The 26,121-nt window shown below is 56.9% G+C and carries 27 protein-coding genes, 2 tRNA genes and 1 riboswitch; of the genes, 12 read left to right on the top strand and 17 right to left on the bottom strand.

Annotated features, from left to right (window positions below; translation table 11 throughout):
* Positions 1 to 44 precede the first annotated feature (44 nt).
* Complete coding sequence (locus P8O11_RS08345) at positions 45 to 1,493, top strand: cobyric acid synthase (protein ID WP_300293615.1); 1,449 nt, start codon at positions 45 to 47, stop codon at positions 1,491 to 1,493.
* A gap of 1 nt (position 1,494) precedes the next feature.
* On the opposite strand, the gene P8O11_RS08340 is transcribed toward P8O11_RS08345, so the two are convergent.
* The 3 genes from P8O11_RS08340 to P8O11_RS08330 form a co-directional block, all read right to left on the bottom strand.
* The gene (locus tag P8O11_RS08340) at positions 1,495 to 2,370 is read right to left on the bottom strand and encodes a hypothetical protein (RefSeq protein WP_300293613.1); all 876 of its coding nucleotides are present in this window, start codon (positions 2,368 to 2,370) and stop codon (positions 1,495 to 1,497) included.
* A 72-nt stretch (positions 2,371 to 2,442) separates the two neighbouring features.
* Positions 2,443 to 3,870, bottom strand: coding sequence for a TolC family outer membrane protein (locus tag P8O11_RS08335; protein WP_300293611.1), 1,428 nt, complete (start codon positions 3,868 to 3,870; stop codon positions 2,443 to 2,445).
* 43 nt (positions 3,871 to 3,913) lie between these two features.
* On the bottom strand, positions 3,914 to 4,567 hold the full coding sequence (locus P8O11_RS08330) for a protein-L-isoaspartate O-methyltransferase (protein WP_300293609.1): 654 nt from the start codon (positions 4,565 to 4,567) through the stop codon (positions 3,914 to 3,916).
* Between the two features lie 130 nt (positions 4,568 to 4,697).
* On the opposite strand from P8O11_RS08330, the gene P8O11_RS08325 reads away from it, so the two are divergent.
* The 3 genes from P8O11_RS08325 (at position 4,698) to P8O11_RS08315 (ending at position 6,075) form a co-directional block, all read left to right on the top strand.
* Positions 4,698 to 4,771, top strand: a tRNA-Cys gene (locus tag P8O11_RS08325).
* A gap of 430 nt (positions 4,772 to 5,201) precedes the next feature.
* Positions 5,202 to 5,495, top strand: a complete 294-nt coding sequence (locus P8O11_RS08320) for a hypothetical protein (RefSeq protein WP_300293607.1) — start codon at positions 5,202 to 5,204, stop codon at positions 5,493 to 5,495.
* 10 nt (positions 5,496 to 5,505) lie between these two features.
* Positions 5,506 to 6,075 (top strand): hypothetical protein, encoded by a 570-nt coding sequence (locus tag P8O11_RS08315; protein WP_300293605.1) that lies wholly within the window; start codon positions 5,506 to 5,508, stop codon positions 6,073 to 6,075.
* 23 nt (positions 6,076 to 6,098) lie between these two features.
* Here P8O11_RS08315 and mnhG read toward each other — a convergent pair whose 3' ends face one another.
* From mnhG to P8O11_RS08285, 6 genes are read right to left on the bottom strand one after another with little or no spacing between them, the layout of a single operon-like run.
* Positions 6,099 to 6,488: a monovalent cation/H(+) antiporter subunit G gene (gene mnhG, locus P8O11_RS08310; RefSeq protein ID WP_300293603.1), complete on the bottom strand. Its 390-nt coding sequence runs from the start codon at positions 6,486 to 6,488 to the stop codon at positions 6,099 to 6,101.
* On the bottom strand, positions 6,485 to 6,772 hold the full coding sequence (locus P8O11_RS08305; RefSeq protein ID WP_300293600.1) for a K+/H+ antiporter subunit F: 288 nt from the start codon (positions 6,770 to 6,772) through the stop codon (positions 6,485 to 6,487). The genes mnhG and P8O11_RS08305 overlap by 4 nt, the downstream gene beginning before the upstream one ends.
* Positions 6,769 to 7,272, bottom strand: a complete 504-nt coding sequence (locus P8O11_RS08300; protein WP_300293598.1) for a Na+/H+ antiporter subunit E — start codon at positions 7,270 to 7,272, stop codon at positions 6,769 to 6,771. Before P8O11_RS08300 ends, P8O11_RS08305 begins: the two co-directional genes overlap by 4 nt.
* A gap of 1 nt (position 7,273) precedes the next feature.
* Positions 7,274 to 8,815 carry a monovalent cation/H+ antiporter subunit D gene (locus tag P8O11_RS08295; RefSeq protein WP_300293595.1) on the bottom strand — a complete coding sequence of 514 codons (1,542 nt, stop codon included), beginning with the start codon at positions 8,813 to 8,815 and terminating at the stop codon, positions 7,274 to 7,276.
* Entirely contained in the window at positions 8,812 to 9,168 is a 357-nt protein-coding gene (locus P8O11_RS08290; protein ID WP_089891808.1) for a Na+/H+ antiporter subunit C, read from the bottom strand. Before P8O11_RS08290 ends, P8O11_RS08295 begins: the two co-directional genes overlap by 4 nt.
* A 1-nt stretch (position 9,169) precedes the next feature.
* Complete coding sequence (locus P8O11_RS08285; RefSeq protein ID WP_300293593.1) at positions 9,170 to 12,049, bottom strand: monovalent cation/H+ antiporter subunit A; 2,880 nt, start codon at positions 12,047 to 12,049, stop codon at positions 9,170 to 9,172.
* 466 nt (positions 12,050 to 12,515) lie between these two features.
* On the opposite strand from P8O11_RS08285, the gene P8O11_RS08280 reads away from it, so the two are divergent.
* Complete coding sequence (locus P8O11_RS08280) at positions 12,516 to 12,818, top strand: hypothetical protein (RefSeq protein ID WP_300293591.1); 303 nt, start codon at positions 12,516 to 12,518, stop codon at positions 12,816 to 12,818.
* A complete protein-coding gene (locus tag P8O11_RS08275) occupies positions 12,808 to 13,071 on the top strand; it encodes a hypothetical protein (protein WP_300293588.1) in 264 nt (87 codons plus the stop codon). Before P8O11_RS08280 ends, P8O11_RS08275 begins: the two co-directional genes overlap by 11 nt.
* On the opposite strand, the gene P8O11_RS08270 is transcribed toward P8O11_RS08275, so the two are convergent.
* From P8O11_RS08270 to P8O11_RS08255, 4 genes are all read right to left on the bottom strand, one after another.
* Positions 13,068 to 13,370 (bottom strand): hypothetical protein, encoded by a 303-nt coding sequence (locus P8O11_RS08270; protein ID WP_300293586.1) that lies wholly within the window; start codon positions 13,368 to 13,370, stop codon positions 13,068 to 13,070. The genes P8O11_RS08275 and P8O11_RS08270 overlap by 4 nt on opposite strands.
* 92 nt (positions 13,371 to 13,462) lie before the next feature.
* Positions 13,463 to 13,672: riboswitch (cobalamin riboswitch) on the bottom strand.
* Between the two features lie 88 nt (positions 13,673 to 13,760).
* The gene (locus P8O11_RS08265) at positions 13,761 to 14,771 is read right to left on the bottom strand and encodes a TAXI family TRAP transporter solute-binding subunit (RefSeq protein WP_300293584.1); all 1,011 of its coding nucleotides are present in this window, start codon (positions 14,769 to 14,771) and stop codon (positions 13,761 to 13,763) included.
* Positions 14,772 to 14,789: 18 nt separating this feature from the next.
* Positions 14,790 to 16,697: a TRAP transporter fused permease subunit gene (locus tag P8O11_RS08260; RefSeq protein WP_300293582.1), complete on the bottom strand. Its 1,908-nt coding sequence runs from the start codon at positions 16,695 to 16,697 to the stop codon at positions 14,790 to 14,792.
* On the bottom strand, positions 16,694 to 17,200 hold the full coding sequence (locus P8O11_RS08255; protein ID WP_300293580.1) for a MarR family winged helix-turn-helix transcriptional regulator: 507 nt from the start codon (positions 17,198 to 17,200) through the stop codon (positions 16,694 to 16,696). The genes P8O11_RS08260 and P8O11_RS08255 overlap by 4 nt, the downstream gene beginning before the upstream one ends.
* Positions 17,201 to 17,305: 105 nt before the next feature.
* On the opposite strand from P8O11_RS08255, the gene P8O11_RS08250 reads away from it, so the two are divergent.
* Together P8O11_RS08250 and P8O11_RS08245 are read left to right on the top strand one after the other, a co-directional pair.
* Entirely contained in the window at positions 17,306 to 17,659 is a 354-nt protein-coding gene (locus tag P8O11_RS08250) for a hypothetical protein (RefSeq protein ID WP_300293578.1), read from the top strand.
* A gap of 1 nt (position 17,660) precedes the next feature.
* The gene (locus tag P8O11_RS08245) at positions 17,661 to 18,950 is read left to right on the top strand and encodes an amidohydrolase family protein (RefSeq protein WP_300293575.1); all 1,290 of its coding nucleotides are present in this window, start codon (positions 17,661 to 17,663) and stop codon (positions 18,948 to 18,950) included.
* 3 nt (positions 18,951 to 18,953) lie between these two features.
* Here P8O11_RS08245 and P8O11_RS08240 read toward each other — a convergent pair.
* Positions 18,954 to 19,040, bottom strand: a tRNA-Leu gene (locus P8O11_RS08240).
* A gap of 67 nt (positions 19,041 to 19,107) precedes the next feature.
* Here P8O11_RS08240 and P8O11_RS08235 point away from each other — a divergent pair.
* Positions 19,108 to 19,458 carry a VOC family protein gene (locus tag P8O11_RS08235; RefSeq protein WP_300293572.1) on the top strand — a complete coding sequence of 117 codons (351 nt, stop codon included), beginning with the start codon at positions 19,108 to 19,110 and terminating at the stop codon, positions 19,456 to 19,458.
* Here the strand turns inward: P8O11_RS08235 and P8O11_RS08230 are convergent.
* Entirely contained in the window at positions 19,455 to 20,018 is a 564-nt protein-coding gene (locus tag P8O11_RS08230) for a tetratricopeptide repeat protein (protein WP_300293569.1), read from the bottom strand. The genes P8O11_RS08235 and P8O11_RS08230 overlap by 4 nt on opposite strands.
* Before the next feature lie 30 nt (positions 20,019 to 20,048).
* The gene (locus P8O11_RS08225) at positions 20,049 to 20,540 is read right to left on the bottom strand and encodes an Lrp/AsnC family transcriptional regulator (RefSeq protein WP_300293566.1); all 492 of its coding nucleotides are present in this window, start codon (positions 20,538 to 20,540) and stop codon (positions 20,049 to 20,051) included.
* A gap of 79 nt (positions 20,541 to 20,619) precedes the next feature.
* Between P8O11_RS08225 and putA the strand changes: the two genes are divergently transcribed.
* The 3 genes from putA to P8O11_RS08210 all read left to right on the top strand — a co-directional run bounded on the left by putA (position 20,620) and on the right by P8O11_RS08210 (position 25,315).
* The gene (gene putA / locus P8O11_RS08220; protein ID WP_300293563.1) at positions 20,620 to 24,066 is read left to right on the top strand and encodes a bifunctional proline dehydrogenase/L-glutamate gamma-semialdehyde dehydrogenase PutA; all 3,447 of its coding nucleotides are present in this window, start codon (positions 20,620 to 20,622) and stop codon (positions 24,064 to 24,066) included.
* A 143-nt stretch (positions 24,067 to 24,209) separates the two neighbouring features.
* Positions 24,210 to 24,950 (top strand): rhomboid family intramembrane serine protease, encoded by a 741-nt coding sequence (locus tag P8O11_RS08215; protein ID WP_300293560.1) that lies wholly within the window; start codon positions 24,210 to 24,212, stop codon positions 24,948 to 24,950.
* Entirely contained in the window at positions 24,947 to 25,315 is a 369-nt protein-coding gene (locus P8O11_RS08210) for a GFA family protein (protein WP_300293557.1), read from the top strand. Before P8O11_RS08215 ends, P8O11_RS08210 begins: the two co-directional genes overlap by 4 nt.
* A gap of 3 nt (positions 25,316 to 25,318) precedes the next feature.
* Here the strand turns inward: P8O11_RS08210 and P8O11_RS08205 are convergent, their stop codons facing one another.
* Positions 25,319 to 26,110, bottom strand: coding sequence for an inositol monophosphatase family protein (locus P8O11_RS08205; protein WP_089891847.1), 792 nt, complete (start codon positions 26,108 to 26,110; stop codon positions 25,319 to 25,321).
* Between the last annotated feature and the right edge of the window lie 11 nt (positions 26,111 to 26,121).

The following is a 26,121-nucleotide window of genomic DNA, read 5'->3' as shown; positions in this document are numbered from 1 at the left end:
TCCCTCGGGGGCCTTTTTTGTGTCTGGCATATGGAAGAGCGCAGATGACCAAAGCAGTGATGATACAGGGCACGGGCTCTGATGTGGGCAAGTCGCTTCTTGTGGCGGGCTTGTGCCGTGCGGCGGCCAATCGTGGCCTCAGCGTTGCGCCGTTTAAGCCGCAGAATATGTCTAACAACGCCGCCGTGACGGCAGACGGCGGCGAGATTGGCCGCGCTCAGGCCCTTCAGGCACTGGCCTGCCGCATTGCGCCGCACACCGATATGAACCCCGTGCTCTTAAAACCCGAAAGCGAAACTGGCGCACAGGTGATTGTGCAAGGCAAGCGCGTGGGCACGCAGGCGGCGCGCGACTTCGGCAAGAAAAAGCAAAGCCTTATCGGCCCCGTGCTGGAAAGCTTTGAACGGCTCAAAGCGCAATATGATCTTGTGCTTGTTGAGGGCGCGGGCAGCCCTGCTGAGATCAATCTGCGCCGCGGTGATATTGCCAACATGGGTTTTGCGGAGGTTGCACATGTCCCTGTGATCCTTGCGGGGGATATTAACAAAGGCGGAGTGATTGCTCAAATTGTGGGCACGCAGGCTGTTTTGCCGCCCGAGGACACGGCCCATATCAAAGCCTTTATTGTGAACAAGTTTCGCGGCGATGTACGCCTCTTTGACGACGGTCTGAGCGCAATTGAAGCGTTTACGGGGTGGCCCTCGATGGGAGTTGTGCCGTGGTTCTTTGAAGCCTGCCGTTTGCCTGCGGAAGACGCACCAGAGCTTGGGCTTGGTGGCGACGGAAAGCTCAAGATTGCTGTGCCGCTTTTGTCGCGGATTGCAAATTTTGATGATTTTGATCCGCTGGCGTCGGAGCCTGATGTCAGCCTTGTGATGGTCCCGCCAGGGCAGCCCCTGCCCGCGGATGCAACTCTTGTGATCTTGCCTGGCAGCAAATCCACAATCGCGGACCTCGCCTTCTTGCGCGCGCAGGGCTGGGATATTGATCTTGCGGCGCATATCCGCCGTGGCGGGAATGTGTTGGGCATTTGTGGCGGCTATCAGATGCTGGGGCGCGAGATTGCCGATCCAGAGGGGCTGGAAGGCACGGCGAGCGCTGTCGCGGGCCTTGGACTTCTGGATGTGGTGACCGTAATGCGCCCTGAAAAGCGGGTGCAGTTGACACAAGCAGCAGACAGGCTGACTGGCGCGCCAGTCAGCGGCTATGAAATCCACCTAGGAGAGACCACAGGTGCGGACTGCGGGCGCGGCTGGCTGACCGTTGAGGGCGCAGCGCATGGCGCAGCAAGCCAAAATGGGCGGATCAAGGGCTGCTATCTGCACGGGCTGTTTACATCAGACAGCTACCGAGCGGCCTTTTTGCAGGGCTATGATGCAAGCTCAAATCTGAGCTATGATGCAGATGTGGACGCCATTCTGGATGCGCTTGCGGCACACCTAGAGGAGCATCTCGACATAGATCAGATTTTGGAAATAGCCGCGCAGGCCTGAGTTATTCGAACTCTTGTGCCATCAGCGCACGGTGAATTTCACGCCGCACGAGCTTGCGAACATTGCGGGTGATCCGCTCGCCCAAAGCGCCTTGCAGCTCTTGACGGACGATATCAGCCACCATTTCACGCAGTGTGTCTTCATCTAACAAGGTCTCGTCCCCTGCGAGGAAATCATATTCATCCTCCGCTTCGGTGATCTTGTCGGCCTCATCCGCGGCATCAAAGTCATGATGTTGCTCTGCGAAGGCCTCAGGGGCGGACATATTCTCATCGGAAGCGCCTTCATCGCCGTGGTCTTCCCACTGCAAAGTCTCGACACTTTCATCGTTTTCTTCTTCCCATTCACCGTCTTGGCTCGAAACAGCGGCTTCTAACTGCTCGATGCGGTCTTTCAGGCTTTCGCCCTCTGGCGCATTCACGTGTTCATCTGCGCTCTGTTCGGGCGTCTGTTCTGCTTCAGCAGCGCGCTCTGCGCTCTCTTCGGACACGGCCTCTGGCTGTGTCTCTTCAGACACTTCAGAGTGGTGCTCTGCGGCTTCGTGCGCATCTTCGGCTTCGTCTGCCGCTTCAATTTCGGGTTCGGCTTCAATTTCGGGTTCGGCTTCAGCTTCAGCTTCAGGCTCTGACGTAACTTCAGATTCGAAAACGGTTTCTGGTGCTTCGGCAACTCTGAGTGAGGGTGTCAGAACAAGCTTGTCGAGCACCGCAGGCTTCTCTGCAGGGGTCTCGGCTCCTGTCTCGGGCTCTGGGGCTTTGTTTTCAAAAATCTTTGAGGCCTTACGAACCTCGGCTTGCGCGCCGCCGCTCTCTGAAACGAGCCGACGTATGGACGACAAAACGTCTTCGATTTCCACGTTTGTTACGGGGTCTGACATTACTTTATACCACTCTTGCCTCACACTTATTGTAGCGCGCGGCCTAGATTCTCACAACCGATATGAAAGATTTTACTCTTTGCCGAGTGATTTAAGCACACGATCCAGCTGCTTGCCCTGCTTCGAGCTGCTGGTTGGAGCTGTTTTTACAAGGTTATAATAGGCGGCAGGATCATACCGGGGCACATTGAGATTGAGCCGTTCGGCTGTCAGAAGGCCCATGGTTGCAAGAAGCATATATCCTGCACGGACCTCATCAATCTGCGCCGACACAAGGCTTGCGCGCGCGTCCAGTAGCTCTTGTTCTGCATCAAGTACATCTAATGTCGTACGAGCGCCGAGAGTGGCTTCCTCGCGCACCCCACGGAAGGCCACCTGCGCTGCGCTCACCTGTTCAGTGCTGGCAGCAGAGGTTGCACGCGCCACATTAAGCTGCGCCCAAGCGTTGCCAACGTTCTGAGCGATTTGCAGCTGGCCGATGTGAAGATCTGCACGCGCAGAATCGCGCTGAGCGCGTGCCTTGCGTTCTAGCGCACTGAGGCGCCCACCTTGATAAATCGGCTGGCTGGCCGAAAGGCCAAGGCTTGCGCTTTCACCACCGTTGGCTGAATTGAAGGTGTCGCTGACGCCGATGTTGCTGGTGATTTTGAGCTGAGGTCTTTTGCCCGCTTCGGCGACAAGAATTCCAAGCTCGGAGGCGCTCACCTGATGCTGAACACGCTTGAGGTCAGGATGGGTTCTCAGAGCAAGTGCCTTTGCTCCATCAAGTGACGTAGCTGGCAACTTGATGGCTTTGGCCGCGTTCAAAGCGCCAGGCTTGCGGCCAACAACGGCGCGGTAGCTTTCGATCCCACGGGCCAGATCGCCCTCGGCTGCGGCAAGCTGGGCACGGGTCGCTGCCAAACGGGCTTCGGCGATGGACACATCTGTGCGAGTCACCTCACCCACTTCAAAACGGTCACGTGCGGCACGCAATTCTTCAGAAATAACACGCAGGTTGTTGCGGCGCAGGCGCACAAACTCCGTCGCGCGGCGGACTTCAAAATAGGTGTCCACAGCCGACATCAGTACCTGCTGCTCAACAGAGACAAGTGACTCTCGCGTCGCCAGAACAGTTTCTTTCGCGATATCCATGCGCAAGCGATTGGCCCCACCATCATAGAGCATCAGCTCCGCGGCCAAGCCGACTGTGGTGGAAACGGATTCTGAGGTTACGCCCAGAGGCGCACTGCCTGAAACCGCATCTGAATAGGAATACGTAAGCGAGCTGGTCCAGCCGACAATCGGGCGCAGCGCGGCCATCGCGACGGCCACATCTTCATCCGCAGCGCGCAAAAGCGCGCGGTTTTTGTCAAGCAGACCGCTGTTTTGGTATGCTCCGACAAGGGCATCCGCGAGCGTCTCAGCTTCGAGCTTGTCAGCACTCGCGCCCAACGTGAAGACGAGGGCTGTTGCAACGGCGACACCGCGCATCTCTTTTTTCGTCAATCCAAGCCACATAGGGCGCACTCCAGACTTCACAACATTTACGCCAAACGGCGGTTTAGAGACTAAAGGCTTCTTCGCGTTCAAACCCAGCCAGCACGGGTGCGCTTGCATTGAACGAAAAGCGCCAGTTCATCTGGCCGTTCACCTTCAGACCAATACGCACAGTGCCGAGATTTCCGTCGGCAAAAATAGCAGCCATACGGCCACCGTCTTTAAGCTGATCAATGATCGCTTGCGGCACGACTTCAACAGCGCCTTCAACAGTGATCACATCATATGGACCGTGCTGAGGAGCACCTCCAGCGATCGGTCCCGTCTCAACGACCGCATTCACAACGCCTGTTTCGGCCAGGAGCGTCTCTGCATCGCGGGCCAACGTCTCGTCTTCTTCGACAGCAATGACGGCTTGCGCCATTTGAGCGATGACAGCGGAGGAGTAGCCCATACCTGCGCCCAAATCGAGCACAAGCTCGTCTGCGGTGATGTCGAGCGCATCGAGCATTTTGGCAAGTGTGCGTGGCTCAAGCAGGACACGATCTTTCGAAAATGCAAGATTTTCACCAAGATAAGCCGCCTCTCGCAGGGCGAGGGGCACAAAGTTTTCACGCTCAACACTCAGCAAGGCTTCGATGATAGGGTATTTGGTGACATCGGAGGGACGCACCTGATTGTCCACCATCATGCGGCGGCGATCGGCAAAATTTGTCATAAGTGAACCCGTTCGTTCAGAATCTATAGTCAGGTTCTGACACATTCCCTGCCCCCCTTCAATCCAAAGCCGCACGAGGCCCCTTGCGCGGGGGGGGCGAATGGGCTAATCCGCGTCTCGAACCACGAGGGGCGAGTTGGCGGAGTGGTTACGCAGCGGATTGCAAATCCGTGTACAGGAGTTCGATTCTCCTACTCGCCTCCATTAAAGATCAAGCTATTTCAGAAAATTTAGACCAGGTCTCGTGTAGGCGGACCGTTTCTGCTTTGGGGTTTTGATTTTTGCGTACTGCAAGTGACCTAACACCCGAAAATCATAAAAATGGCGAGAGCCCGTTTATCATACTCTCGCCAGAAACTGCTAAAAAGTAGTTTTAAAGTTGATTGCTAAATAACCGTTTAAACACACACCAGCACTGCACAGCAATCCTGTGGGAACACTCTCTTACGAGTTAGTGCAGGAATAATAAGCCTACATTTTAGACTTATCAAGCCAAAAAGTCTAAAACGTAGACAAAAAACAGCTCGTTCATATTCCCTATAAAACCTCTGTTTTCTCAAAAAGACTGCATCATTGCCAAGGCGATGCCTGCAATGTAGTGTTTTATCACATTTTGCTATTTGGAGCGCACGACTTGGATAATCTTGGCAAAACCGCACAACTCAGGCAGCTCCTGTTCGGTCTTGAGAAAGAGTTGGGTATCAGTGAGCTCGGCACCGTGAAGCAAAATATCCTATATGCTGCAACGCTCGTGGCCAAGCCGGATGCGCCTATAGACACAGACGATATACGAACGCATGAGTTGGTTGATGGTGTCCCACGAAGCACATTTTTCAAAGCACTCAAAGAGCTGGTTTCTGCGGGTTTTTTACAGCACTCAGATGGCACGCAAAGAGCCAGCTACATGCTCACAGACAAAGTGAAGTGAAGGTAAGGTATTGCAGACAGGCTCTTTTCGAGATGATTGGCTTTTTCCATTCATCATCATCACAGTGATTTACTCCATCTCTTTTGGCCTAACGATTTACTGGCTTTTGCCGGTACAACAAATGTTTGCTCCCGAAATGGCGGCTTTCGCGAGCCTGCTCTTCCTGCCACATGGTGTGCGTATCCTATCAGCATGGCTGCTTGGCTGGAAATCCATCGTTTTGATCGCGCCCGTGGCGCTCTTTACGCATTGGCTCATATTTGGTGCGGAGGGCTTTTCTGCCTCAGGCATTCTTGGCGCAATGTCAGGCGTAATATGTGCTGCAACGAGTTTTTGGCTCCTCGCGAAAGCGGGGCTCGACTTTCAAGTTTCCAACAGTAAGGCGGCCAATTGGCGGGACATTATGGTGGCTGGCTGCTTGGCCTCGGTGATCAATACGCTGGGCATAGGCTGGATGTTGGGACTGGATACAACCACTATGACAGGCTACCTGCTTGGCGATGTCTCTGGGCTGTTCGCCTGTATGTTTATCTTGATGTTGACCTTCAAAGCGCTGCGCATCCGACACGCGCAAAGCTAAAATTTCATTTCTTTTCCAGCGGTTTACGTGTCGCTCGCAGGGCCTAAATCCCGATCTTCATCGGGTACTTTGAGCGTTGACCACGTGTCATCCTGCGACGGCGCAGGCGGGGTTTCGCAAGTGCGCAGATGAATGTTCACTTTGGCAATAAAATTGGCCGAGATCGGCGCCGTGACAAACAGAAACGCCATGATCAAGAGCTCGTGCATTGAGGGCGCGCCAGAGACGTAGGAGTAAGTCATCGACGCCAGAAGCAGTGCACCGATGCCCACCGTCCCAACTTTTGTCGGCGCGTGGAGCCGCGTCATAGAGTCGTTGAACTTGAGTAGGCCGAGCACAGCGACAAGCGCAAAGCCTGATCCGATAAGCAGAAAGACCGCTGTGGCGTAAGTTCCTATAACTTCAAAAGTCATTCGATGATGTCCCCCCGCAGAATGAACCGCGCAAGCGCGACGGTGGATACGAAGCCAAGCATTGCGATGAGCAAGGAGACTTCAAAATAAATCCGCACACCTTGGTGAATACCCAGCAGAATCACGAGGCCGAGCGCGTTAATCACCATGGTATCGAGCGCTAAGATGCGGTCGCCTGTGCTTGGCCCAAGAACGAGGCGGATCATACACATCAGCTGCGCCACAGCGAGCGATATAAAGGCAATGCCGAGCGCTAAGCTCATCAGATCGGGAGCAGACATCATGAGAAAATCTCCTTCAGGCGGGCCTCATAGCGGCTCTTAATTTCGTCGCGCACGGCGTCCGGATCCTCCGTGTGGAGGACATGCACCAAAAGGCTGTGGCCCTCATCAGACAGATCGGCAGAGACTGTCCCTGGCGTGAGAGTGATTGTTCCTGCGAGCATGGTGATGGCCTCGGGCTCCAAAAGATCAAGCGGGATCACAATCCATGCAGGTTTGAGCTTGGCGTTTGGGACGGTAAGCACAATCCATGCAACCTGCACATTGGCGACCATGATGTCCCACATCACAAGGAAGCTGTAGCGGATCATCTTGAAGAGGCGGAAGCGATGGGGCGTATCGGGCCACCACGCGGAAGTTCCCCAAGGGATCAGGATCCCCAGGACCACGCCGAAGACAGCCATGCCTGCGGAGAACTCGTTTTGCAGCACGATCCAGACAACAGCGAGCAACAGTGTCAGAAACGGATGTGGCATAAGCCAGCGGAATGCACGTCCTAGCATCTCAGTGGCCCTCCTTTGGTTGGCTCAACTTGCCGGGCGTATCGAGCACCTTCAACATATAGGGCGCAGGGTCAAAGAGCTGCCCTGCTATTTTGCTTGTGTAGCCATGCATCTGCCCCGCAAAAACCGTATGCGCAGCGAGAAGTGCGACCAGCCCACCGACAGCGACGTAAGACAAAGGCCGCGGCACAGAGCCCGACGGATCGGCGCCCTCAAGCGTCATACTCTCGGCCTTCCAGAACAGGATACTGCCCGCCCGAGCAAAGCCGAGGATGCTGACAAGGCTCGACACAAGCACCACGCCCCAGATCCAGACCGCCTGAGGCGCAGAGAAGCTTGCGTTCAATACGAGAAGCTTGCCCAGGAAGCCTGAGAGCGGCGGCAGACCCGCCATCGCAATCGCTCCGACAAAGAAAAACCCTGCCGTCAGAGCGGCGCCAGCCATCGGCGGTTGGGCGGTCAAGTCAAGGCTGCAACGGCCAGTGCGCACGAGATCAGCAATCAGAAAGAGCGCGGCGCCCGCAAGCGTGGAATGAATAATGTAATAGAGCGCGGCGGCGATGCCTTCGGGCGTAAACAGCGAGAGCGTCACCATGACCATACCCATTGAACCGATCACCGAAAAGGCCACAAGCCTGTCGAGCTTTTTCGCAGCGAGCACGCCCATCATACCGATTGCAACGGAGACCAGCGCAGCAGGCAGGAGCCAGAGATCATGCAAGCCCTGCGTCGCGGCGAGCTCGGGCGGGAAAATCAGCGTATAGACCCGGATGATCGCGTAGGCGCCCACCTTTGTCATAATCGCGAAGAGAGCAGCCACGGGTGCAGGGGCTTCGGCATAGCTCGAAGGCAGCCAGAAGTGCAGCGGCACAAGCGCAGCCTTGATTGCAAACACAAGCAGCAAGAGCACGGCAGCGACACGGATGCCAACGGTTTTCTCGGGGCCGATGAGCGCAACACGCTGGGCCAGATCGGCCATATTGAGTGTGCCTGTCTCGGCATAGATCGCTCCAAGCGCAAACAGAAAGAGCGTAGAACCGATCAGATTGAACAGCACATACTGAACCCCTGCCCGCATCCGTGCGTTTCCGCCTGCGTGGATCATCAGGCCGTAGGAGGCTATGAGCAGCACCTCAAAGAAAACAAAGAGGTTGAACAAATCGCCCGTCAAGAAAGCGCCGATGATGCCCATGAGCTGAAACTGGAACAAGGCATGAAAATGTCGGCCGCGATTGTCCCAGCCCGAACCGATAGCATAGAGCAACACAAACAGCGCGAGAACGCTCGTCAGCAAGACCATAAGGGTCGAGAGCGCATCAGCGACGAGCACAATGCCAAAGGGTGCGGCCCAGTCACTCAGACGATAGAGCGTGATTGTGCCATCAGACGCCTGCAACGCAAGCGCAGTCGCAATCACAACAAGCGCCACCACACCCGCGAGCGAAAGGGCGCGCTGAATGCCGATATGATAGCGCGCTGCCAGCACGATAAAGGGCGCAAGCAGAGCGGGTAGAACGATGGGAGCAATGATCCATTGGCTCATGATCGGCCCTCCGCATCGGCTGTCTCTGTCTCGGGTTGGTCATCTACATGATCATCATTGGAGCCAAGGAACGCGCCCAGCCCGATCATCACGACAACGGCGGTCATCCCGAAGGAAATCACAATAGCCGTCAGAACCAGAGCCTGCGGGAGCGGGTCTGCATAGTGCGTGACTCCGTCACGCAAAATCGGCGCCCCAGCAATAGTGAGGCGGCCAGACGTAAAGAGAAAGACGTTCACAGCGTAAGTCAGCAGTGAAATCCCAAGGATCACAGGAAATGTGCGCAGGCGCAGCACAAGATAAATCCCGCCTGCCGTGAGAATGCCAATCGCTGAGGCAACCAGAAATTCCATGTTACACACCCTCCTTGGCATAGCCGGCTTTTTCGGCGGGCGGATCACCCCGTGAGGGGTCGATATCCATCGGGTGCTCCGTGTCGGCCACATGGGCGCGACGTGCAAGGCGGGAGAAGCTCTCAAGCGAAAGCATCACAGCGCCGACAACGGCAAGGAAAACCCCGAGATCAAAAAGCGCAGCGGTTGCCAATTCAAATTTCTCAAACGGCGGGATGCGCACATATGTGAAATCCGAGGTGAGGAAAGGCTTACCCACGAACCAAGAGCCAATTCCTGTCAGCCCCGCAATCAACACCCCTGCGCCAATGACGCCGTGATACGGATAACGCAGACGCGCGGAGGCCCAAGAAAAGCCGCTGGCCATATATTGCATCACAACAGCGATCGAGACGATCAGACCCGCGATGAAGCCCCCGCCCGGCTCATTGTGACCGCGCAGAAAGATGTAAAACCCGACAAGCAACACAAGCGGCATGATCACCCGCGTCAGCACAACCATCATCATCGGGTGCATGGCCCCGGCACGAGGCTGATCTGGCTTGCGGTTCAGCAGGCGGGCGCGCACAGGGCCGTCAAGCAGTGTCTCTGTGAGGGCGTAGATCAACAATGCGGCAATGCCGAGCACGATGATTTCACCATAGGTGTCAAAGCCACGAAAATCGACAAGGATCACGTTGACGACATTGGTCCCGCCCCCGCCTTTGTAAGAATTGGCGAGGTGAAACTCGCTGATCGGTGTCGCAACAGCGTCGCGCAGCAGGTAGTGATAGGCCAGTCCAAAGGTCGCGAGGCCACCCGCTATTGCCACCACTGCGTCACGCAAACGGCGTAAGAGCGAGCTCTCGACAGGTGTTTTGTTGGGCAGGAAATTGAGCGCAAGCAACATCAAAATAATCGTCACCACCTCGACAGTGAACTGCGTCATTGCCAGGTCAGGTGCGCTGAAGAAGACGAAGCCGATCGAAACCATGAGCCCCACGATGCCGATCAGAATGAGCGACAGGAGGCGGTTGCGATGCATGAAGACCATGCCACCCGTCGCCGCAATCAGCATCAGCCAACCCGCGACTGGCACAGGCCCGACAGACTGCATTTCACGTGTCGGCGCACTGACCGTGCCTGTGACAAATGCGTGTGAGCCTGCGGCGATAATCGCAACCGTGCCAATGGCTGCGTAGCGCGAGAACGCGCCATTGTGCAAAGGTAGGATGATCTTTTGCGCAAGGCTTGCCACAGCTTCCACAACGGCCTCAAATATCGTCCTGGCTTCGGGGCGTGGAGCAGCCTCCCAGAAGCGCAGCGCTGGATTAAACACCGCGAGCATAAGCAAACCGCCCACAACAGCGGCAACCGACATATAAAGCGCGGGCACAAGGCCATGCCAGATTTTGAAGTAGGCTTTTGGAACGTCGGCAGCCTCGCCGAGCACTGAGGCTGTAACAAGCTTTACAAAAGGCTCCGCCAAAAACGGCGCGACCCCGATCAGAACCACAGGGATCATCAGCAGCGCGGGCGGCAGCCAGAGGCCAGCGGGGGGATCATGCGGCGTCGCAGGGTAGTCGTTGCGCACGGGGCCGAGGAAGACGTGACCAATAAGATGGAAGCAATACGCGGCGGAAAAGAGCGAACCGACGGTCGCCAAAGCAGGGACAAGCCACGGCACGCCAAACAGCGCGGTTCCATAGGCCTCCTCCAACATCATTTCTTTGGACAAGAAGCCGTTGAGAAGCGGTATCCCCGCCATCGACAGCGCCGCAAGAGTTGCGATTGTGAAGGTCACGGGCATCAGCTTGCGCAACCCCCCAAGGCGGCGGATGTCGCGGGTGTGGGCCTCGTGATCAACAATCCCTGCGGACATAAAGAGCGCGGCCTTGAATGTCGCGTGATTGAGGATGTGGAACACGGCGGCCATCGCGCCAAAGGCCGTACCTGTGCCGAGAAGCATGGTGATCAACCCAAGATGAGACACCGTCGAGAAGGCCAGAAGCGCTTTCAGATCATGTTTGAAGAGGGCAATTACCGCACCAAGCACCATTGTGATCAAGCCAGCTGTTGTAACGATCATAAACCACTCGGGCGTACCCGAGAGCACGGGCCACATTCGCGCCATGAGGAAGATCCCCGCCTTCACCATCGTGGCAGAATGCAAGTAGGCCGAGACGGGCGTCGGCGCAGCCATCGCGTGCGGGAGCCAGAAGTGGAAGGGGAACTGTGCCGACTTGGTGAAGCAGCCCAACAGGATCAGCAAAAGCGCCGTCAAATAAAGCGGGTCCGCCTGGATTAGATCGCGGTTTTGCAAGATCACACTGAGATCATAGCTACCGACGATCTGGCCTAGAATGAGCATGCCCGCAATCATCGCAAGACCGCCCATGCCAGTGACCGTCAGGGCCATACGCGCGCCTTGGCGGCCTGCGGGCAAGTGCTTCCAGTAGCCGATCAGAAGAAACGAGGAGAGCGATGTAAGCTCCCAGAAAACAAGCAAAAGCAGGATGTTATCGGAAAGAACAATCCCCACCATCGCGCCTTGGAACAAGAGCAGATAGGTGAAAAATTCGCCCATATTGTCGCTGCGGCTGAGGTAATGGCGCGCATAAGCGATGACCAAAAGCCCAATGCCCAAAATAAGCATGGCAAAGAAAAAGCCCAAGCTGTCGAGCATCAATGTGAAGTTTAGCCCCAGAAGCGGCATCCAGTCGATCCGCGCCGTCACGACCTCGCCGGCGAGGACAGTGGGAAGATTTGTAAGCAAGCCGACAAAAGCCGCGAGCGAGACCGTAAATGTCACGCCGGCAACGGCCGCACGGCCCGCAGAATTCATCAAACCGGGGAGCAACGCCCCAAGAAAAGGCAGGAGGACGATGAAGAAAAGAGACACGGGAACTCCTGTTGAGCGTGTTTTTGGGTTTGTTCAAAAATGCACCTGAATTTCCAAAACGCAAGGATGAACGACAAAAATAGTCAATTACTCGCACCGAAAATGGAAAGTTTGTCACGAGGCCGCAGCAATGAGGCTATGCGCTCACCAGGAAAGCTGGTCTGCCGGCACAGATTTATGCTCACTCTGGCAGTCTGGAAAACGGCTCAAGTCTGCTGAAAAAATCAGCAGTAAAACTGTTTCAAAACGCACAAATTGGTGGGTGATTCGAAAAAACCTGCCCGCCGTTAATTAAATATTGTGTTATATCACATTTATTCCTATCAGTGCTGTACTACTGTTTGCATCTAACGATGTGACATGCCCACCTTTAACTCCCCCTGTTGCCTCGGCAATAGGGGACTTTTCTTAAGGTGCGGCCAGACAGGTTGCCTATTTTGGCTTATCTCAGTGCGGCGGAGCTTAAATGACGCAAGAAAAGCAGACTTGGCTCGCCAATCTAGAACAATCTATTGCTGATGAAATCATACGTGCGAAGAGTGAAGCCTTTGCTGTCGCAGTTGCGAATGAGCGGCTTGAAAAAGCTCAAATCCGCGCTGAACAACTTGAAGAAAAACTACGCGATGTGACAACCATCCTTGCCGAACTCAAGCGGATGTCTGGAGCCTGCGCGAGCGCAGCAGGGGCGAAAACCAAATTGCCTCCTCTGCGCTTGCTTTACCCTGTAAGCGTTCCACACTCAAAGGAGAGACCGCACTATGATGCTTGAAACCGACTTTGAGACAGACACCGACATCACCCGTGCGCGCGCGCCGCTCGAAGCCTTCAAAGACTTTATCGAGTTTGCCCCCGCAGGTGCGAAAGCAGTATATTGGCGCGGCACATATCTGGCGAATTATTCGGTCGCTGAATTTGCACGCAAACAGCAAGCCACAGGTCTGTGCGAGCTGGTCCAGCGCCGCATAGCAAAAGGGCGCAAGACCGAGTTTGAGTATGTCGCGATAAAGCGCCGCGCACCTTAAATCAGCTGCCGCCTTGATCGCGCACCACCGCGCCTGCGCTTTTCTGGCAAGGCCAGATTCAGCGGCTTTGGCGGCATCACGAGCGCCTCTTCAATGAGACTGCAAAACACCTCGACAACAGGGTCCGATGAGCGAAACCTGTGTGCCGCGAGCAGGGCAATCTCAGCCTGTCGCGCAAAACTTGCCCGCCCCTGAAGGCCACCAAGCCATTGCATAAATCCCATGCGTCCAAGCTCGGCGACACGCGCCTGAGAATCTGTTTGTGTCTGCAACATGTGCAGCGTTCTGTGTAAGTTCATAGCGCCCTCCGCGCATTTCTTGGGCGAAGGGTCACAGAACAAAGAGATCGCCTCGAAACCTGCTGCAATCACCCGTTCCGAGGCACCCCGCCCGGTGGTTGACATCAGATGGCAGGTCTCCTGACTTGCGGGTCAATGCGCGTCTCCGTCCTTCCCGAGCCAGTGTGGCTCAGTGGAGCTTTCGGAGGGCACTCGCCGCTTACAGTTGCGGGGGCAGTCGCGGAATAAGCCAATGAAGGCCGCACCGTGTTCCCATTTTCATCTGACTGCGAACAGTCAAAACCATCGCGCCCAGTAGCGCAGCAGCGCGGGCCTCTGTCAATCAGACAAATCTGCAACGCAAAAGGCCCGCAGCTCGTGCCACGGGCCTCTATCTTTGGTGAGACGCGTTCAGTTCCCGAATGTCACAGGCTCAGGGATCTCCCAGCCAGCTTCGCGGTAGTAACGTTCAGCGCCGGGGTGCAGGCGGCTGGCGATCAGGCCAAGACCTTCTTCTTTTGTGATCGTACTGGGCATCCAAGCGGCTGCTTCGTGAATGTCTGCAAGATTTTCCCAAATCGCTTTGGTCACCTGATAGACGACCTCCTCATCAACATGCATGCCCGCGCTGAAGTTGACGATAGCGCCATGGGTGCGCACTGCCCCCTCATTGACTTGATTGTCACCATAGACACCCGCAGCGATCTCATTGACCGTGCCGCCCGTCGCTGCGTTGATCTTGAGCTTTTCGACAGGCACATCCAGAAGGCGGATTTTCTTGGTCAGTGCAAACTGCTGGATCGCAGGGCTTGGCGAGTTGGTTGGCAGGACAATCACGTCGATCTTATCATCCTGAAACGCCTGAATGGCCGCATCAAAGCCGAACTCGACCACATCCATATCTTCCGCCTTCAGCCCTGTCGCATCTGCGACATTGCGCAAAACAACGCCCTTGGCTGCGCCCCCTGGAGGGCCTGCGAAAACCTTCTTCCCGCGCATGTCATCCAGCGTCATGATGCCTGAATCCGCGCGTGTCACGTAGTGATATGGGCCGATCTGATAGGAAAAGATCATACCGACGCCTTTTTCAAGCTCAGGCGCAGCAGCCATTTCTTTATAGGGGCCAAAGTTGTTCGCCATCAGCCAGTTGATCGTGGGTGAGCCGAAAAGAAAGTCAACTTTGCCCGTGGCTGCATCAACCATATGCTTGGTCGCAGCGCCCGTTGCGCGGACCTGAAACTCGACGCCATCGACCTTATTATTTACCACCTTGGAGATCGCCGTGTTCACCACGAAAGGCGACATACCCGGCGCAATGGACGTAACTTTGTAAATTTCGGCCACAGCAGCAGAGGCAAGAAGCCCACCCGCAACCGCGCCCACGGCCACAAAGCGTAGCCCTTTTGTAAGTATTTGTTTCATCGCTTCAGTTCTCCCTTTTTATGCTGGTTTGGCCGCCCCGAGACGGCGTGAGAATAGCCCTGCCACAAGCGTGAGGATCAGAGCTGGAATATAAATCATCGGAATGGGGATCATGGCGCCGAGGCCAATGACAAACCGTACGCCAGATTGACCAAACCCGATGCGGCCAAGCATCGGATCAGCGCGGCCAAGCGACGTCGCAAACATCCAGATCGCCGCCAGAAGTCGCAAGACCGTTATGGCCAGCTCGCTCCAGCTAAACTCTCCCGCCACGAGGAGAAGCGAGGGCGAATAAACGAAGATATAGGGAACAAGCAGGCCGACAATCGAAATCCGCAGGGCGACAAAGGCGGTTTGCAAAGGGTTCCCCCCCGCGATCGGCGCAGCGACATAACAGCCATAAGCGATCGGCGGCACGATGGAGGAATAGACCGCATAGTAGAGCACAAACATATGTGCCGCGAGTGGCAAGACCCCTGCCTTGATAATCGCGGGTGCAATCATGATCGCGATGATGAGATAGGCGGGAAGCGTTGGCAGCCCCATTCCAAGAATGAGCGCGCCGAACATTGCAAGGATCAGCGCCATGATCAGATAGTCTTCACCCCCGCCCGAAATCGCCGTGGCAAAGCGGATCGCCACGCCTGTTTCGTTGATCACGGCGAGCACAACGCCAATCACGGCAACCGCCAGCATAATCTGCGCCGAAGAGATACCGCCCGCCACAAGCGCATCCCAGATGCGCTTGGGCTCGCGGCGAAAATCAGGATTCAGCACAAAGCCCGCACCAATGGCTGTCAGCACGCCAACAAGCCCCGCCGTGGCAGGAGATTTGCCCATCAGGAAGGTGACCATCAGCATGACAATGGGTAAAAATACGAGAAGTGAATTGAGCCAGTCGCGCGCGGTGAGCACAGGCAGCCCCTCTTTTGCCATTGGTTTGATATCAAGGCGGATCGCCTCGGCGTAAACTTGGGCAAAGAGGCCGATGTATTTAAAGAGCGCAGGAAGCGCCGCCGCCGCAATGACCATGGCGAAGGGCATGCCGACAAGATCGGCCATGATAAAGACCGCCGCGGCCATGATGGGCGGGGTGAGCTGCCCACCCGAGCTTGCCGCTGTTTCGACAGCGCCTGCGAAGTTGGCCGAGAAGCCCTGCCGCTTGATCATAGGGATCGTAAAGACCCCTGTGCCGGCAATATTGGCGGCAACGGAGCCTGACATCATCCCGAAGACTGCGCTTGCAACAATGGCCGCATGGGCCGCACCGCCACGGATCCGCCCCGTCAGAGCTGTGGAGATATGAATCAGGCTCTCCCCCGCGCCTGTCCGCTCCAGCACTGCGCCAAAGATCAGAAAAATCAGCACATTATCGGCCACAAGCCCAGTGGTACGCCCGAAGACCCCGTCGAAGGAATACCACACGATCTGCATAAAATCAGCGATGTTTGTGCCGAAATGCTTCAGAATACTGGGCAAATATGGCCCTGCAAATCCAAAGGCTACAAAACTAAGCGCCATAATCACGAGCGACCAACCCCAAGCGCGAATGGTCAGCAAAATAATCGCAGCCACGCCCAGAAGCCCGCCCGCAATATTCATTGGCGTGGCAATGTAAAAGCCTGTCCAAAGATCGGCTTTGACCCGATAAAACCAGACCGTTGAAAAGACAAACGCCGCAACGAGCAACGCGTCAAACAGATAGCCAAGCCACGGCGCGCGCTCAAACAACGCGAGCTTGGCAGCAGGCTGCGTCAGCAAGACAATCAGAGCACTGACAGCAATCACGCTAAAGCGCGCTGTCACCTCGTCGAGCGTGAAAAAAGCGATGACCGAGATGATTATCAGCGAAAATACACCAGCACCGGCGCGCCCAGCCTGTTGCAGCGGAGTTTGCGGGCCTGTTGGCGTCACGCCCTCGCTCATGGCGTGATCCCTTCGGCTTCGGCCCGCGCAATGCTATGTGCGGTAAGTTTGTCGAGCAGGCGCAGAAACTCTGCACTTTCTTCCGCTGTAAAACATCCAACCACGCTTTCGTTGCGCATGGCAGCCTCGGCAAGCACCTCGCCATGCAGAACCCGCCCCTTTGCCGTCAGCGAAAGCGTCACAGCGCGGCGGTCTTCTGGGGAGGTATGGGTGAGAAGCAGGCCGCGTGCGACGAGCCCTCTCACACTGCGGCTGAGCTGACCCTTGTCCATCAAGAGCATCTTGCGCACATCAGAAACCGTCGCAGGCGCCAGAGCTTCTGTCAGGCCGATGACGCGCCACTCATTGAGCGTCACACCGAGGCGCTTTTGGAAGTTCATTCCGCCAAGTCGCTCGTTGAGCAGACTGAACCGCGCAACCCGAAACGACAGCGCATCAGTCACAGACAGAATTTCAGGGTGAATCTTCTCCTCCACAGCCTTTTTAGCACGATTGGCTTGCATGGCAGCCTCCCCCGTTGAAACCACCCTGCCCCTTTGGTTGATTTAGTCAACAATTTTTTGACATTTTGTCGCAGCTGCACCTAAGCTGGAAAAAAGGAAAGCTCTATGGTCAGAACCACGCCCGACGAAATATTGACAGGTGGCACTGTTCTGACGATGGACAGCAAAACCCCTTTTGTAACAGCCATCGCGCTGGCAGGCGGGCGTATCCTTGCCGTGGGCACAGACGCAGAGATCAAAGCTCTCGCAGGCGCAGGAACCAAGCACACGCAGCTACACGGGCGACACATCATGCCTGGATTGATAGAGAGCCACACCCATGCACTGTGGGGCGCGTGCCGTGATCTTTTTGATGTCTACACAGGCTATAGCGCCAGCCTTTCAGAGCTCCTGCAAGCCACAGGCAAGCGCGCCGCAAACCTGCCAGCAGGCAGCACTGTCCACGGAGGGGCGCCATGAGATGCGCTCCGAAATGGGCCAATGCCCGCGCACACTTCTGGACAAGATCAGCCGCGAGCATCCGATCGTGCTGTTTGACACCTCGCAACATGTGGCGTGGGCAAACACATTTGCGATCAAGCAGGCAGGACTAGGGGGCATTCCAGACGATATCAAAGGTGGCGTCATTGAACGCAGTGAGGACGGATCGGCAAGCGGCATCTTCGCCGAAAGCGCCATAGAGGGTCTGAAAGCGCTAACCGTCCATACTGAAGCACAAATGGCTGAAGCCGCGCGGGAATTCACCCGCTACTTCAACAGCTTAGGCTTCACCGCATTCAAAGAGCCGATGGCCTTTGAGCCCGAGCTGCGCGCCTATCATGCCGCTGACCAACGCGGTGAGATGACGCTCCATGCGGCGGCGCATATTGTAAAGGCTGGGGTCTCCGCCGAACGCGTGAGTTATGACGAGCTGGAGCGCCTGCGCAAATCCTACCGCAGTGAGAACTTAAGAACAGACTTTGCCAAGCTCTTCGTTGATGGCGTCGCACCGAGTTTCACCGCTTCTTTCAGTGAGCCCTACTTGGCCAGCGCTGGCTACGACGTGGCGGGCCATATGCCCGATGCCACATTGCTGATCTCGCCTGAAGAGCACGCCGAAACGATGATCGAGCTCGATCGGTGGGGCTTCACTGTCAAGATGCACGCCGTCGGAGACAACGCCATATCAAAAGGGCTTGATGCCATCGCCGCCGCACGCCGCACGAACGGCATGAGCGGTCTGCGCCACGAAATCGCTCATGCAAGCTTTATCGCCGATGCCGATGTGGCACGCTTCAAGGCGCTCGATGCGATTGCGGAGCTTTCCCCAAAGCTCTGGGCGCCAAACGCTGCCACGCCCTCACAGATAAAGGTTCTCGGCGCGCAGAGACTGGAAAAAATATATCGCCTCAAGGACTTGCACGCCGCCAAAACCGAGATGACCTATGCTTCGGATTGGCCCGCCTCTGCCCCGGATGCAAACCCGTGGACAGGGCTCGCGGGGATGCTCACACGGCGCGATGTGACGGGGCAATTCGCGGGCACCGTGGCCCCCTCGCAAGCCATCAGCCTAGCCGAAGCCTTACCACTTTTCAAAACAAACGGGGCGCGCAGTCTGAAAATGGAGACAGAGACTGGCTCGCTCACAGCGGGCAAGTGGGCCGATTTTATCACCCTGCCCAAATCACTGTCAGAAATGGCCCCCGAAGAGATCGGAGCATGCACGCCGCTTCAGACCAGATGGAAGGGCCGCGTTGTCTATGAGGGCTAATGCTGGTACCCGCGGCCGGACTCGAACCGGCACGGCCTATACGGCCTAGAGATTTTAAGTCTCCTGTGTCTACCATTCCACCACGCAGGCCAGCGCGGCTTGCCTAAACCGAGCGGCGCGTAAAAACAATCCGCTTCTTTGCCTAGAGGGCCTAAATATGACCGTGAAACGCATTACCGCCAATCTCAACAGCCGTTCAGTGAGCGAAATGCGTCGTTTTTATGAGGCCGTTTTCGGACTTAAACTTGAGATGGAGCTCGGCTGGGTCGTGACCCTCGGAACCGGCGACGATGCACCTGTGCACCTAAGCCTTGCGGTCAATGGCGGCGAGGACATGCCTGTGCCCGAAATTTCGATTGAAGTAGAGAACCTTGACGAAGTGCTCGCCAAGGCGCGCGCGCATGGGTGTGACATTCTCTATGGTCCCAAAGCGGAGAGCTGGGGGGTGCGCCGTTTTATGCTACACGATCCATCAGACAACCTCGTCAATGTGATGATACATGTTTAAAGGTCGTCGCCTTTTGGCTCCTGCTGCCCTTTCATGGCTGGATCAGACAGCATGTGTCGCTCCGGCAGCCAAGGATTGAGCCCAAGCGCGACCTCTAGGTCCGCTCGCGCTTCCTTCAGACGGCCCAGCGCATAGTAGCTCAGAGCGCGCCCTGTGAGAGCTCCTGTATGGGTCGGGGACAGCTCAAGCGCACGTGTCAGATCGGCGATCGCTGGCTCGTAATCATTGCGCATAAAATTGATGAAGGCGCGCTGGTTGTAGCCCTCGGCGTACTCAGGGCAGTAGTCGACCAGCGTATCAAAGTCAGCCCGCGCACCAAGCAGATCAAAAGAGCCGCGCTTTCGCATCCCGCGATTGAGAATTTCTTGAGCCGCCTCATCAGGCGCGTCTGTCCAAAGCTCCCACATCTGCGTATTGAGTGGCGCGGCATACATTTCGTTTTTGGCGTCACGCACCTCCTCAACCAACTCGGCCAAGCGCACCGAATGATCCGGTGCTTCGGGGCATTCGCTCGCAAGTGCAGGGCTGGCCAGCAGGACAGTTATAACAAGAGCTTTCATCACCTCATAATGCCCAGCCACGCTGTCAGGTCAAATAACATCCGCGAGAGTGGTTTCTTTCACCGCCTGCATCGCCACATAGGTCGATGTTGAAGAGACATAGGGCAGCGTCGATATTTGTTCAGCCATAACAATGCGATAATCGTTCATATTGTGGGTGCGCACCTTCAAGAGATAGTCAAAATTCGCAGCCATCAAATGCACCTGCTCGATCTGTGGGATCTTGGCGACCGCCGCATTGAAAGCCGCCAAGGCCTTTTCACGGGTGTCCGACAGGCGCACCTCGACAAAGGAGACATGATCCAAACCCAAGCGGATCGGATCAAACAGCGCCTTATACCCCGTGATGACACCCGTCTGCTCGAGCCGCTTGAGCCGCGCTTGTGTGGGCGACTTTGACAGCCCGATACGCTGCGCCAGTTCGGTCACAGGCATGCGCCCGTCGCTCGCAAGTTCAGACAGAATCTTACGATCAAAGCCATCCAGATCGATCTGCCCTTGATTTACATCACTTATAGCCATTTTGACCCGCCATTTATTAACTATCAGGAATATAGTCTGATCAATCGAAGATATATAGGGCAAAATGGAGGAGCCTGCCATGCCTAAGAACACCCAAAAATCGTCCCTACGCGCCAAAATCAGCACCAACATGTATGCCAATGAAGCCGTCACGCTTCAGCGCCTGATTGAAGAGGCGGGTCTTTCACAAGAAACGCGGCAGCGCATTTCGGCAGACGCTGCCACTCTGGTGCGCGGCATTCGCGAAAGTTCCGATCCGGGGATGATGGAAGTGTTCCTCGCGGAATACGGCCTTTCCACCGACGAGGGCATCGCGCTCATGTGTCTTGCCGAAGCGCTCTTGCGTGTGCCCGATGCCGAAACGATTGATGCGCTCATTGAAGACAAGATAGCGCAGTCTGATTGGGCCAGCCACCTCGGCGAAAGCACCTCGCCACTGGTCAACGCGTCCACGTGGGCGCTCATGCTCACGGGCAAGGTGCTCGACGAGCCTGCTCCTGGCATCATCGGCTCTCTCAGAGGCGCGGTGAAGCGCTTGGGCGAGCCTGTCATCCGCACAGCCGTAGGCCGCGCGATGAAAGAAATGGGCCGTCAATTTGTTTTGGGAGAGACCATCGTCGGCGCGATGGAACGCGCAGCCAAGATGGAAGCAAAGGGTTATACCTACAGCTACGATATGCTCGGCGAAGCCGCTCGCACAGAGGGCGACGCGAAGCGCTATCATCTGGCCTACTCCCGCGCAATCACCGCAATTGCGCAGGCCTGCACGCATGCTGAAATCCGCGAAAACCCGGGCATCTCGGTCAAGCTGTCGGCGCTGCACCCACGCTATGAAGAGGCCCAGCGCAGCCGCGTCATGGACGAGCTTGCCCCGCGCCTGCGTTCGCTGGCGCTTCTGGCCAAGTCCGCAGGCATGGGCCTCAATGTCGATGCAGAAGAGGCCGACCGCCTCGCCATTTCCATGGATGTGATCGAGGAAGTTCTATCCGAGCCAGCGCTCGCAGGCTGGGACGGCTTCGGCGTTGTTGTGCAGGCCTATGGCCAGCGCGCGGGCGACGCGATCGACTATCTCAACGCGCTGGCCGAGCGGCTTGACCGCCGCATCATGGTCCGCCTTGTAAAGGGCGCTTACTGGGACACCGAAGTAAAGCGCGCGCAGGTTGAAGGCGTCGAAGGCTTTCCTGTGTTTACAGCCAAGCCTGCAACAGATGTCAGTTATATCGCCAATGCCAAAAAGCTTCTGGGCATGACTGGGCGCATCTATCCGCAGTTTGCCACGCACAATGCCCATACAGTCGCCGCCGTGCTCAACATGGCGCGCGATATGGGCGTGAGCAATGACGCCTACGAATTCCAACGCCTTCACGGCATGGGCGAGGCACTGCATGATATCATGTTGAAAGAGCGCGGCAGCCATTGCCGTATCTACGCGCCCGTTGGTGCGCATCGCGACTTGCTCGCCTATCTCGTGCGCCGTTTGCTTGAAAACGGGGCCAACTCAAGCTTTGTGAACCAGATCGTTGACGAGGATGTGCCCGCCCAAGAGGTCGCCGCTTGCCCGTTTGACGCCCTTGCAGACGCCCAACCCAACATCACTCAAGCCCCCGATTTGTTTGCGCCAGAGCGGGCAAATTCCAAGGGCTTTGACATCACCCACGAGCCAACACTGGCCCGCATCGAGAAGGCCCGCAAAGCGTTCGCCGCGCATGTCTGGGACGCAGCACCGCGAGTCGCAGGGAAAGCCAAACCCGCCAAAGCACATGTGGTCCTCAACCCTGCCAACCCAGCTGATACAGTGGGTAAGGTTTCTTTCGCCTCGGCCGCAGATGTCGAAACCGCGCTGACAGCCGCAGCCCCATGGGACGCAACCCCGGAGATGCGCGCCAAAGTTCTGAACAAGGCTGCCGATCTTTATGAGAAGCATTTTGGCGAGCTTTTCGCACTGCTCGCGCGCGAAGCGGGCAAGATCATGCTCGATCAAGTGGGCGAGCTGCGTGAAGCCGTCGACTTCCTGCGCTACTACGCCGCTAATGCGCCGCATGAGACCCCCGTGGGAACTTTTACCTGTATTTCGCCGTGGAACTTCCCGCTGGCGATCTTTACGGGGCAAGTCAGTGCCGCCCTCGCCGCTGGCAACGCCGTGCTGGCCAAACCCGCCGAACAGACCTCCCTCATCGCCTATCGCGCAGTTCAGCTTCTGCACGAAGCGGGTGTTCCCGCGAGCGCACTCCAGCTTCTGCCCGGTGCGGGTGATGTGGGCGCAGCGCTGACATCTGATCCGCGCGTTGGCGGGGTGGCCTTCACGGGCAGCACCGAAACGGCGCTCCTTATCCGCAAGTCCATGGCCGACAACCTCACGCCAGGCGCGCCGCTGATTGCCGAGACAGGCGGCCTGAACGCGATGATCGTAGACAGCACCGCCCTGCCCGAACAGGCCGTGCAAGCCATTGTCGAAAGTGCCTTCCAATCTGCAGGCCAGCGCTGCTCTGCTCTGCGCTGCCTTTATGTGCAGGATGATATCGCCGAGAGCCTCACCCACATGCTCAAAGGTGCGATGGACGAACTTTCCATCGGCGCACCATGGCTTCTCAGCACAGATGTTGGCCCAGTGATCGACGAGGACGCCCGCGCAGGGATTGCTGCACATATCGAAACAGCCCGCGCCGAGGGGCGTTTGCTGCACGAGCTGCGCACGCCAAACTCGGGCACATTTATCGCGCCTACCCTTATCAGGGTGGGCAGCATCGCAGACATGGGCCGCGAAATCTTTGGCCCAGTGCTGCATTTGGCAACCTTCAAATCCAGCGAGATCGACACCGTCGTCAATACGATCAACGCTACGGGCTATGGCCTGACCTTTGGCTTGCAAACGCGCATCGACGACCGTGTGCAGCATATCTGCGAGCGCATCCACGCGGGCAACATCTATGTCAACCGTAACCAGATCGGCGCGATTGTGGGTTCCCAGCCCTTTGGCGGCGAGGGGCTTTCAGGCACGGGCCCCAAGGCGGGCGGACCAAACTATCTGCCACGCTTCGTTGCGCCTTCCGCGCAAGCGGCACATGGCGCATGGAGCAGCAAGATGACTGCCTCGGATATACAGGCAGCCATCGCCACAGCTCCATCAGCGGAAGCGGCACAAACCTTGGTGATGCCTGGACCAACGGGCGAGTCCAACAAACTGACACTGGAGCCACGCGCGCCACTGCTTTGTCTTGGGCCAAGCGCCGAAACGGCAGAAGCGCAAGCTTCTCTGGTGCGCGCCATGGGTGGAATTGCTGTGAAGGCCACAGGCTCTCTGCCGGCGGTGGCCTTGGAAACACTTACAGGTTTCTCTGGCGCTCTCTTCTGGGGCGCAACAACGGAGGCACGCGCCTATGAACAGGCCTTGGCCAAGCGCACAGGCGCGATCCTGCCGCTGATCACCGCGACACCTGACCTGGCGCGAGTGATGGGCGAACGGCATGTCTGCGTCGACACCACAGCCTCGGGTGGCAATGCCGCGCTTTTGGCAGGACAGGGCTGAGGGGCTCGAATTTCGCTGCGCGAAATCCGACCAAAGCGAGGGGCGCTGCCCCTCGCGCTCCCCGGGATATTTAGAGAAAGAGGAAGCAGCAAAGCCGCTCATTGGGCCTTTTCGTCCGCGTATTTTACGCATAGCCTTGTCCTATGTTTCCATTTCGCGATCATAATCCAAGCGGGCGCACACCCTATGTGACCTACGCGCTAATTGCCGTGAACATCGCGGTTTTTCTGAGTTATTGGCATTTGTTTGCAGACCCTCGTGCGCTCTCTGACTTTTACTTTCAATATGCGCTGATCCCTGCAGCCATCAGCACAGGGCAAGGCTACGAAGGCCTTATGACCTCAATGTTTCTGCATGGTGGGCTTATGCACCTTGGCGGCAACATGCTGTTTTTGTGGATTTTTGGCGACAACATGGAAGACGAGATGGGGCATCTCGGGTTTTTCGTGTTCTACATTCTGTCGGGATTACTCGCTGGCTATGTGCATGTGATGTTTGCGCCTGGCTCCGCTGTCCCAACGGTCGGCGCATCAGGGGCGATTGCAGGGGTGATGGGGGGCTATCTCTTGCTCTTTCCGCGCGCCAAAGTCGATATCCTGTTGATCATCGTCATTTTCTTTCGCGTTTTCACCCTGCCCGCTTACATCATGCTGGCGATCTGGTTTGGCCTGCAGTTCTTTGGCGGGTTAAGCGCAGACCCGGACACTGGCGGTGTCGCTTATTGGGCTCATGCGGGCGGCTTTGTCGCGGGAATTGTGCTGACCTTGCCGACATTCCGGCGCCTTGGCGGGCCGCGTTTCTGGCATGAGAACGACTTTCACCCGCCCCACCCAGAAGCAACATATGAGCCCTCTCGCATTCCCATGATCAGGAGACGCAAATGAGCCAACCCCATAAACTCACCTGTCATTGTGGAGCCGTCGAGCTTGCGGTGACGCTTTCGGACGGGCTTGACACTGCGCGACGCTGTGATTGTTCTTTTTGTCGCCGCCGTGGGGCTGTCGCCGTGAGCGCGCCTCTGGACGGGATCAAAATCGTCAAGGGAGAGGAAAACCTCACGCTCTATCAATGGGGCACGATGACGGCCAAGCATTATTTCTGCAAAACCTGCGGGATATATACCCACCATCAGCGCCGCTCGAACCCAAACGAATACGGCGTCAATATGGGCGGGCTCGAGGGGGTAAACCCCTCAGAGCACGACCCGATCCCTTGGGCTGACGGGGTAAACCACCCCGCTGACCGCTAAAAACTAGCTGTTGCGGATGAGCTTGCAGAGCGGGTCAAACATAGCGTCATTGGAGCAAATGATCTCGCCTGTGTCCAGAATGCGCGCCTCGGGGTCAATCGCTTCGGCAAAGCCGCCCGCTTCCCGCACGATCAGCATCCCTGCGGCGAGATCCCATTCACTCAGTCCGCGCTCCCAGAAGCCATCAAAGCGGCCAGCAGCGACATAAGCCATATCAAGCGAGGCCGCGCCCCAACGGCGCACACCGGCACAGCCGGGCAACACGCGCGCCAAGTCTTTCAACGTGGCAGGCAAATCGCCATGGCCCGAAAACGGAAGGCCCGTTGCGAAAACACATTCGTTCATGTGGCGGCGGCCAGAAACGCGCAGACGGCGGGCGTGGTCTTGCCATGCGCCCGAGCCTTTTTCCGCGTAAAACATCTCGTCTTTGGCGGGGTCAAAGACCACAGCCGAAATCACTTCGCCCTTGTGCTCAAGCGCGATCGAGATCGCCCAATGTGGCATACCGTGCAAAAAGTTGGTTGTTCCATCCAGCGGATCAACGATCCAGCGGCGCGTCGGGTCTTGGCCTTCTTCCACGCCGCCTTCTTCAGCCACCCAGCCATATGTCGGGCGAGCGCCCATCAGCTCTTCCTTGATGATCGCTTCGGCGCGCAAATCGGCTTTGCTCACAAAATCGCCTGCGCCCTTCATGGAAACCTGAAGCGCTTCAACCTCGCGGAAATCCTTCACAAGGCTGCGGCCCGCCTTACGGGCGGCTTTGATCATCACGTTAAGATTCGCGCTGGCTTGCATGGCTCAAGCTC

This window comes from Lentibacter sp., assembly GCF_029254145.1.
Lineage (GTDB): Bacteria > Pseudomonadota > Alphaproteobacteria > Rhodobacterales > Rhodobacteraceae > Lentibacter.
This window is presented reverse-complemented; position numbering and strand designations above follow the sequence as displayed.

Excerpts from the sequence above, each read along its gene's own strand:
- P8O11_RS08345 (WP_300293615.1), top strand. The coding sequence starts at position 45 with ATGACCAAAGCAGTGATGATACAGGGCACGGGCTCTGATGTGGGCAAG.
- P8O11_RS08340 (WP_300293613.1), bottom strand. The coding sequence starts at position 2,370 with ATGTCAGACCCCGTAACAAACGTGGAAATCGAAGACGTTTTGTCGTCC.
- P8O11_RS08335 (WP_300293611.1), bottom strand. The coding sequence starts at position 3,870 with ATGTGGCTTGGATTGACGAAAAAAGAGATGCGCGGTGTCGCCGTTGCA.
- P8O11_RS08330 (WP_300293609.1), bottom strand. The coding sequence starts at position 4,567 with ATGACAAATTTTGCCGATCGCCGCCGCATGATGGTGGACAATCAGGTG.
- mnhG (WP_300293603.1), bottom strand. The coding sequence starts at position 6,488 with ATGACTTTTGAAGTTATAGGAACTTACGCCACAGCGGTCTTTCTGCTT.
- P8O11_RS08305 (WP_300293600.1), bottom strand. The coding sequence starts at position 6,772 with ATGATGTCTGCTCCCGATCTGATGAGCTTAGCGCTCGGCATTGCCTTT.
- P8O11_RS08300 (WP_300293598.1), bottom strand. The coding sequence starts at position 7,272 with ATGCTAGGACGTGCATTCCGCTGGCTTATGCCACATCCGTTTCTGACA.
- P8O11_RS08295 (WP_300293595.1), bottom strand. The coding sequence starts at position 8,815 with ATGAGCCAATGGATCATTGCTCCCATCGTTCTACCCGCTCTGCTTGCG.
- P8O11_RS08290 (WP_089891808.1), bottom strand. The coding sequence starts at position 9,168 with ATGGAATTTCTGGTTGCCTCAGCGATTGGCATTCTCACGGCAGGCGGG.
- P8O11_RS08280 (WP_300293591.1), top strand. The coding sequence starts at position 12,516 with ATGACGCAAGAAAAGCAGACTTGGCTCGCCAATCTAGAACAATCTATT.
- P8O11_RS08275 (WP_300293588.1), top strand. The coding sequence starts at position 12,808 with ATGATGCTTGAAACCGACTTTGAGACAGACACCGACATCACCCGTGCG.
- P8O11_RS08270 (WP_300293586.1), bottom strand. The coding sequence starts at position 13,370 with ATGAACTTACACAGAACGCTGCACATGTTGCAGACACAAACAGATTCT.
- P8O11_RS08265 (WP_300293584.1), bottom strand. The coding sequence starts at position 14,771 with ATGAAACAAATACTTACAAAAGGGCTACGCTTTGTGGCCGTGGGCGCG.
- P8O11_RS08260 (WP_300293582.1), bottom strand. The coding sequence starts at position 16,697 with ATGAGCGAGGGCGTGACGCCAACAGGCCCGCAAACTCCGCTGCAACAG.
- P8O11_RS08255 (WP_300293580.1), bottom strand. The coding sequence starts at position 17,200 with ATGCAAGCCAATCGTGCTAAAAAGGCTGTGGAGGAGAAGATTCACCCT.
- P8O11_RS08250 (WP_300293578.1), top strand. The coding sequence starts at position 17,306 with ATGGTCAGAACCACGCCCGACGAAATATTGACAGGTGGCACTGTTCTG.
- P8O11_RS08245 (WP_300293575.1), top strand. The coding sequence starts at position 17,661 with ATGCGCTCCGAAATGGGCCAATGCCCGCGCACACTTCTGGACAAGATC.
- P8O11_RS08235 (WP_300293572.1), top strand. The coding sequence starts at position 19,108 with ATGACCGTGAAACGCATTACCGCCAATCTCAACAGCCGTTCAGTGAGC.
- P8O11_RS08230 (WP_300293569.1), bottom strand. The coding sequence starts at position 20,018 with ATGAAAGCTCTTGTTATAACTGTCCTGCTGGCCAGCCCTGCACTTGCG.
- P8O11_RS08225 (WP_300293566.1), bottom strand. The coding sequence starts at position 20,540 with ATGGCTATAAGTGATGTAAATCAAGGGCAGATCGATCTGGATGGCTTT.
- putA (WP_300293563.1), top strand. The coding sequence starts at position 20,620 with ATGCCTAAGAACACCCAAAAATCGTCCCTACGCGCCAAAATCAGCACC.
- P8O11_RS08215 (WP_300293560.1), top strand. The coding sequence starts at position 24,210 with ATGTTTCCATTTCGCGATCATAATCCAAGCGGGCGCACACCCTATGTG.
- P8O11_RS08210 (WP_300293557.1), top strand. The coding sequence starts at position 24,947 with ATGAGCCAACCCCATAAACTCACCTGTCATTGTGGAGCCGTCGAGCTT.
- P8O11_RS08205 (WP_089891847.1), bottom strand. The coding sequence starts at position 26,110 with ATGCAAGCCAGCGCGAATCTTAACGTGATGATCAAAGCCGCCCGTAAG.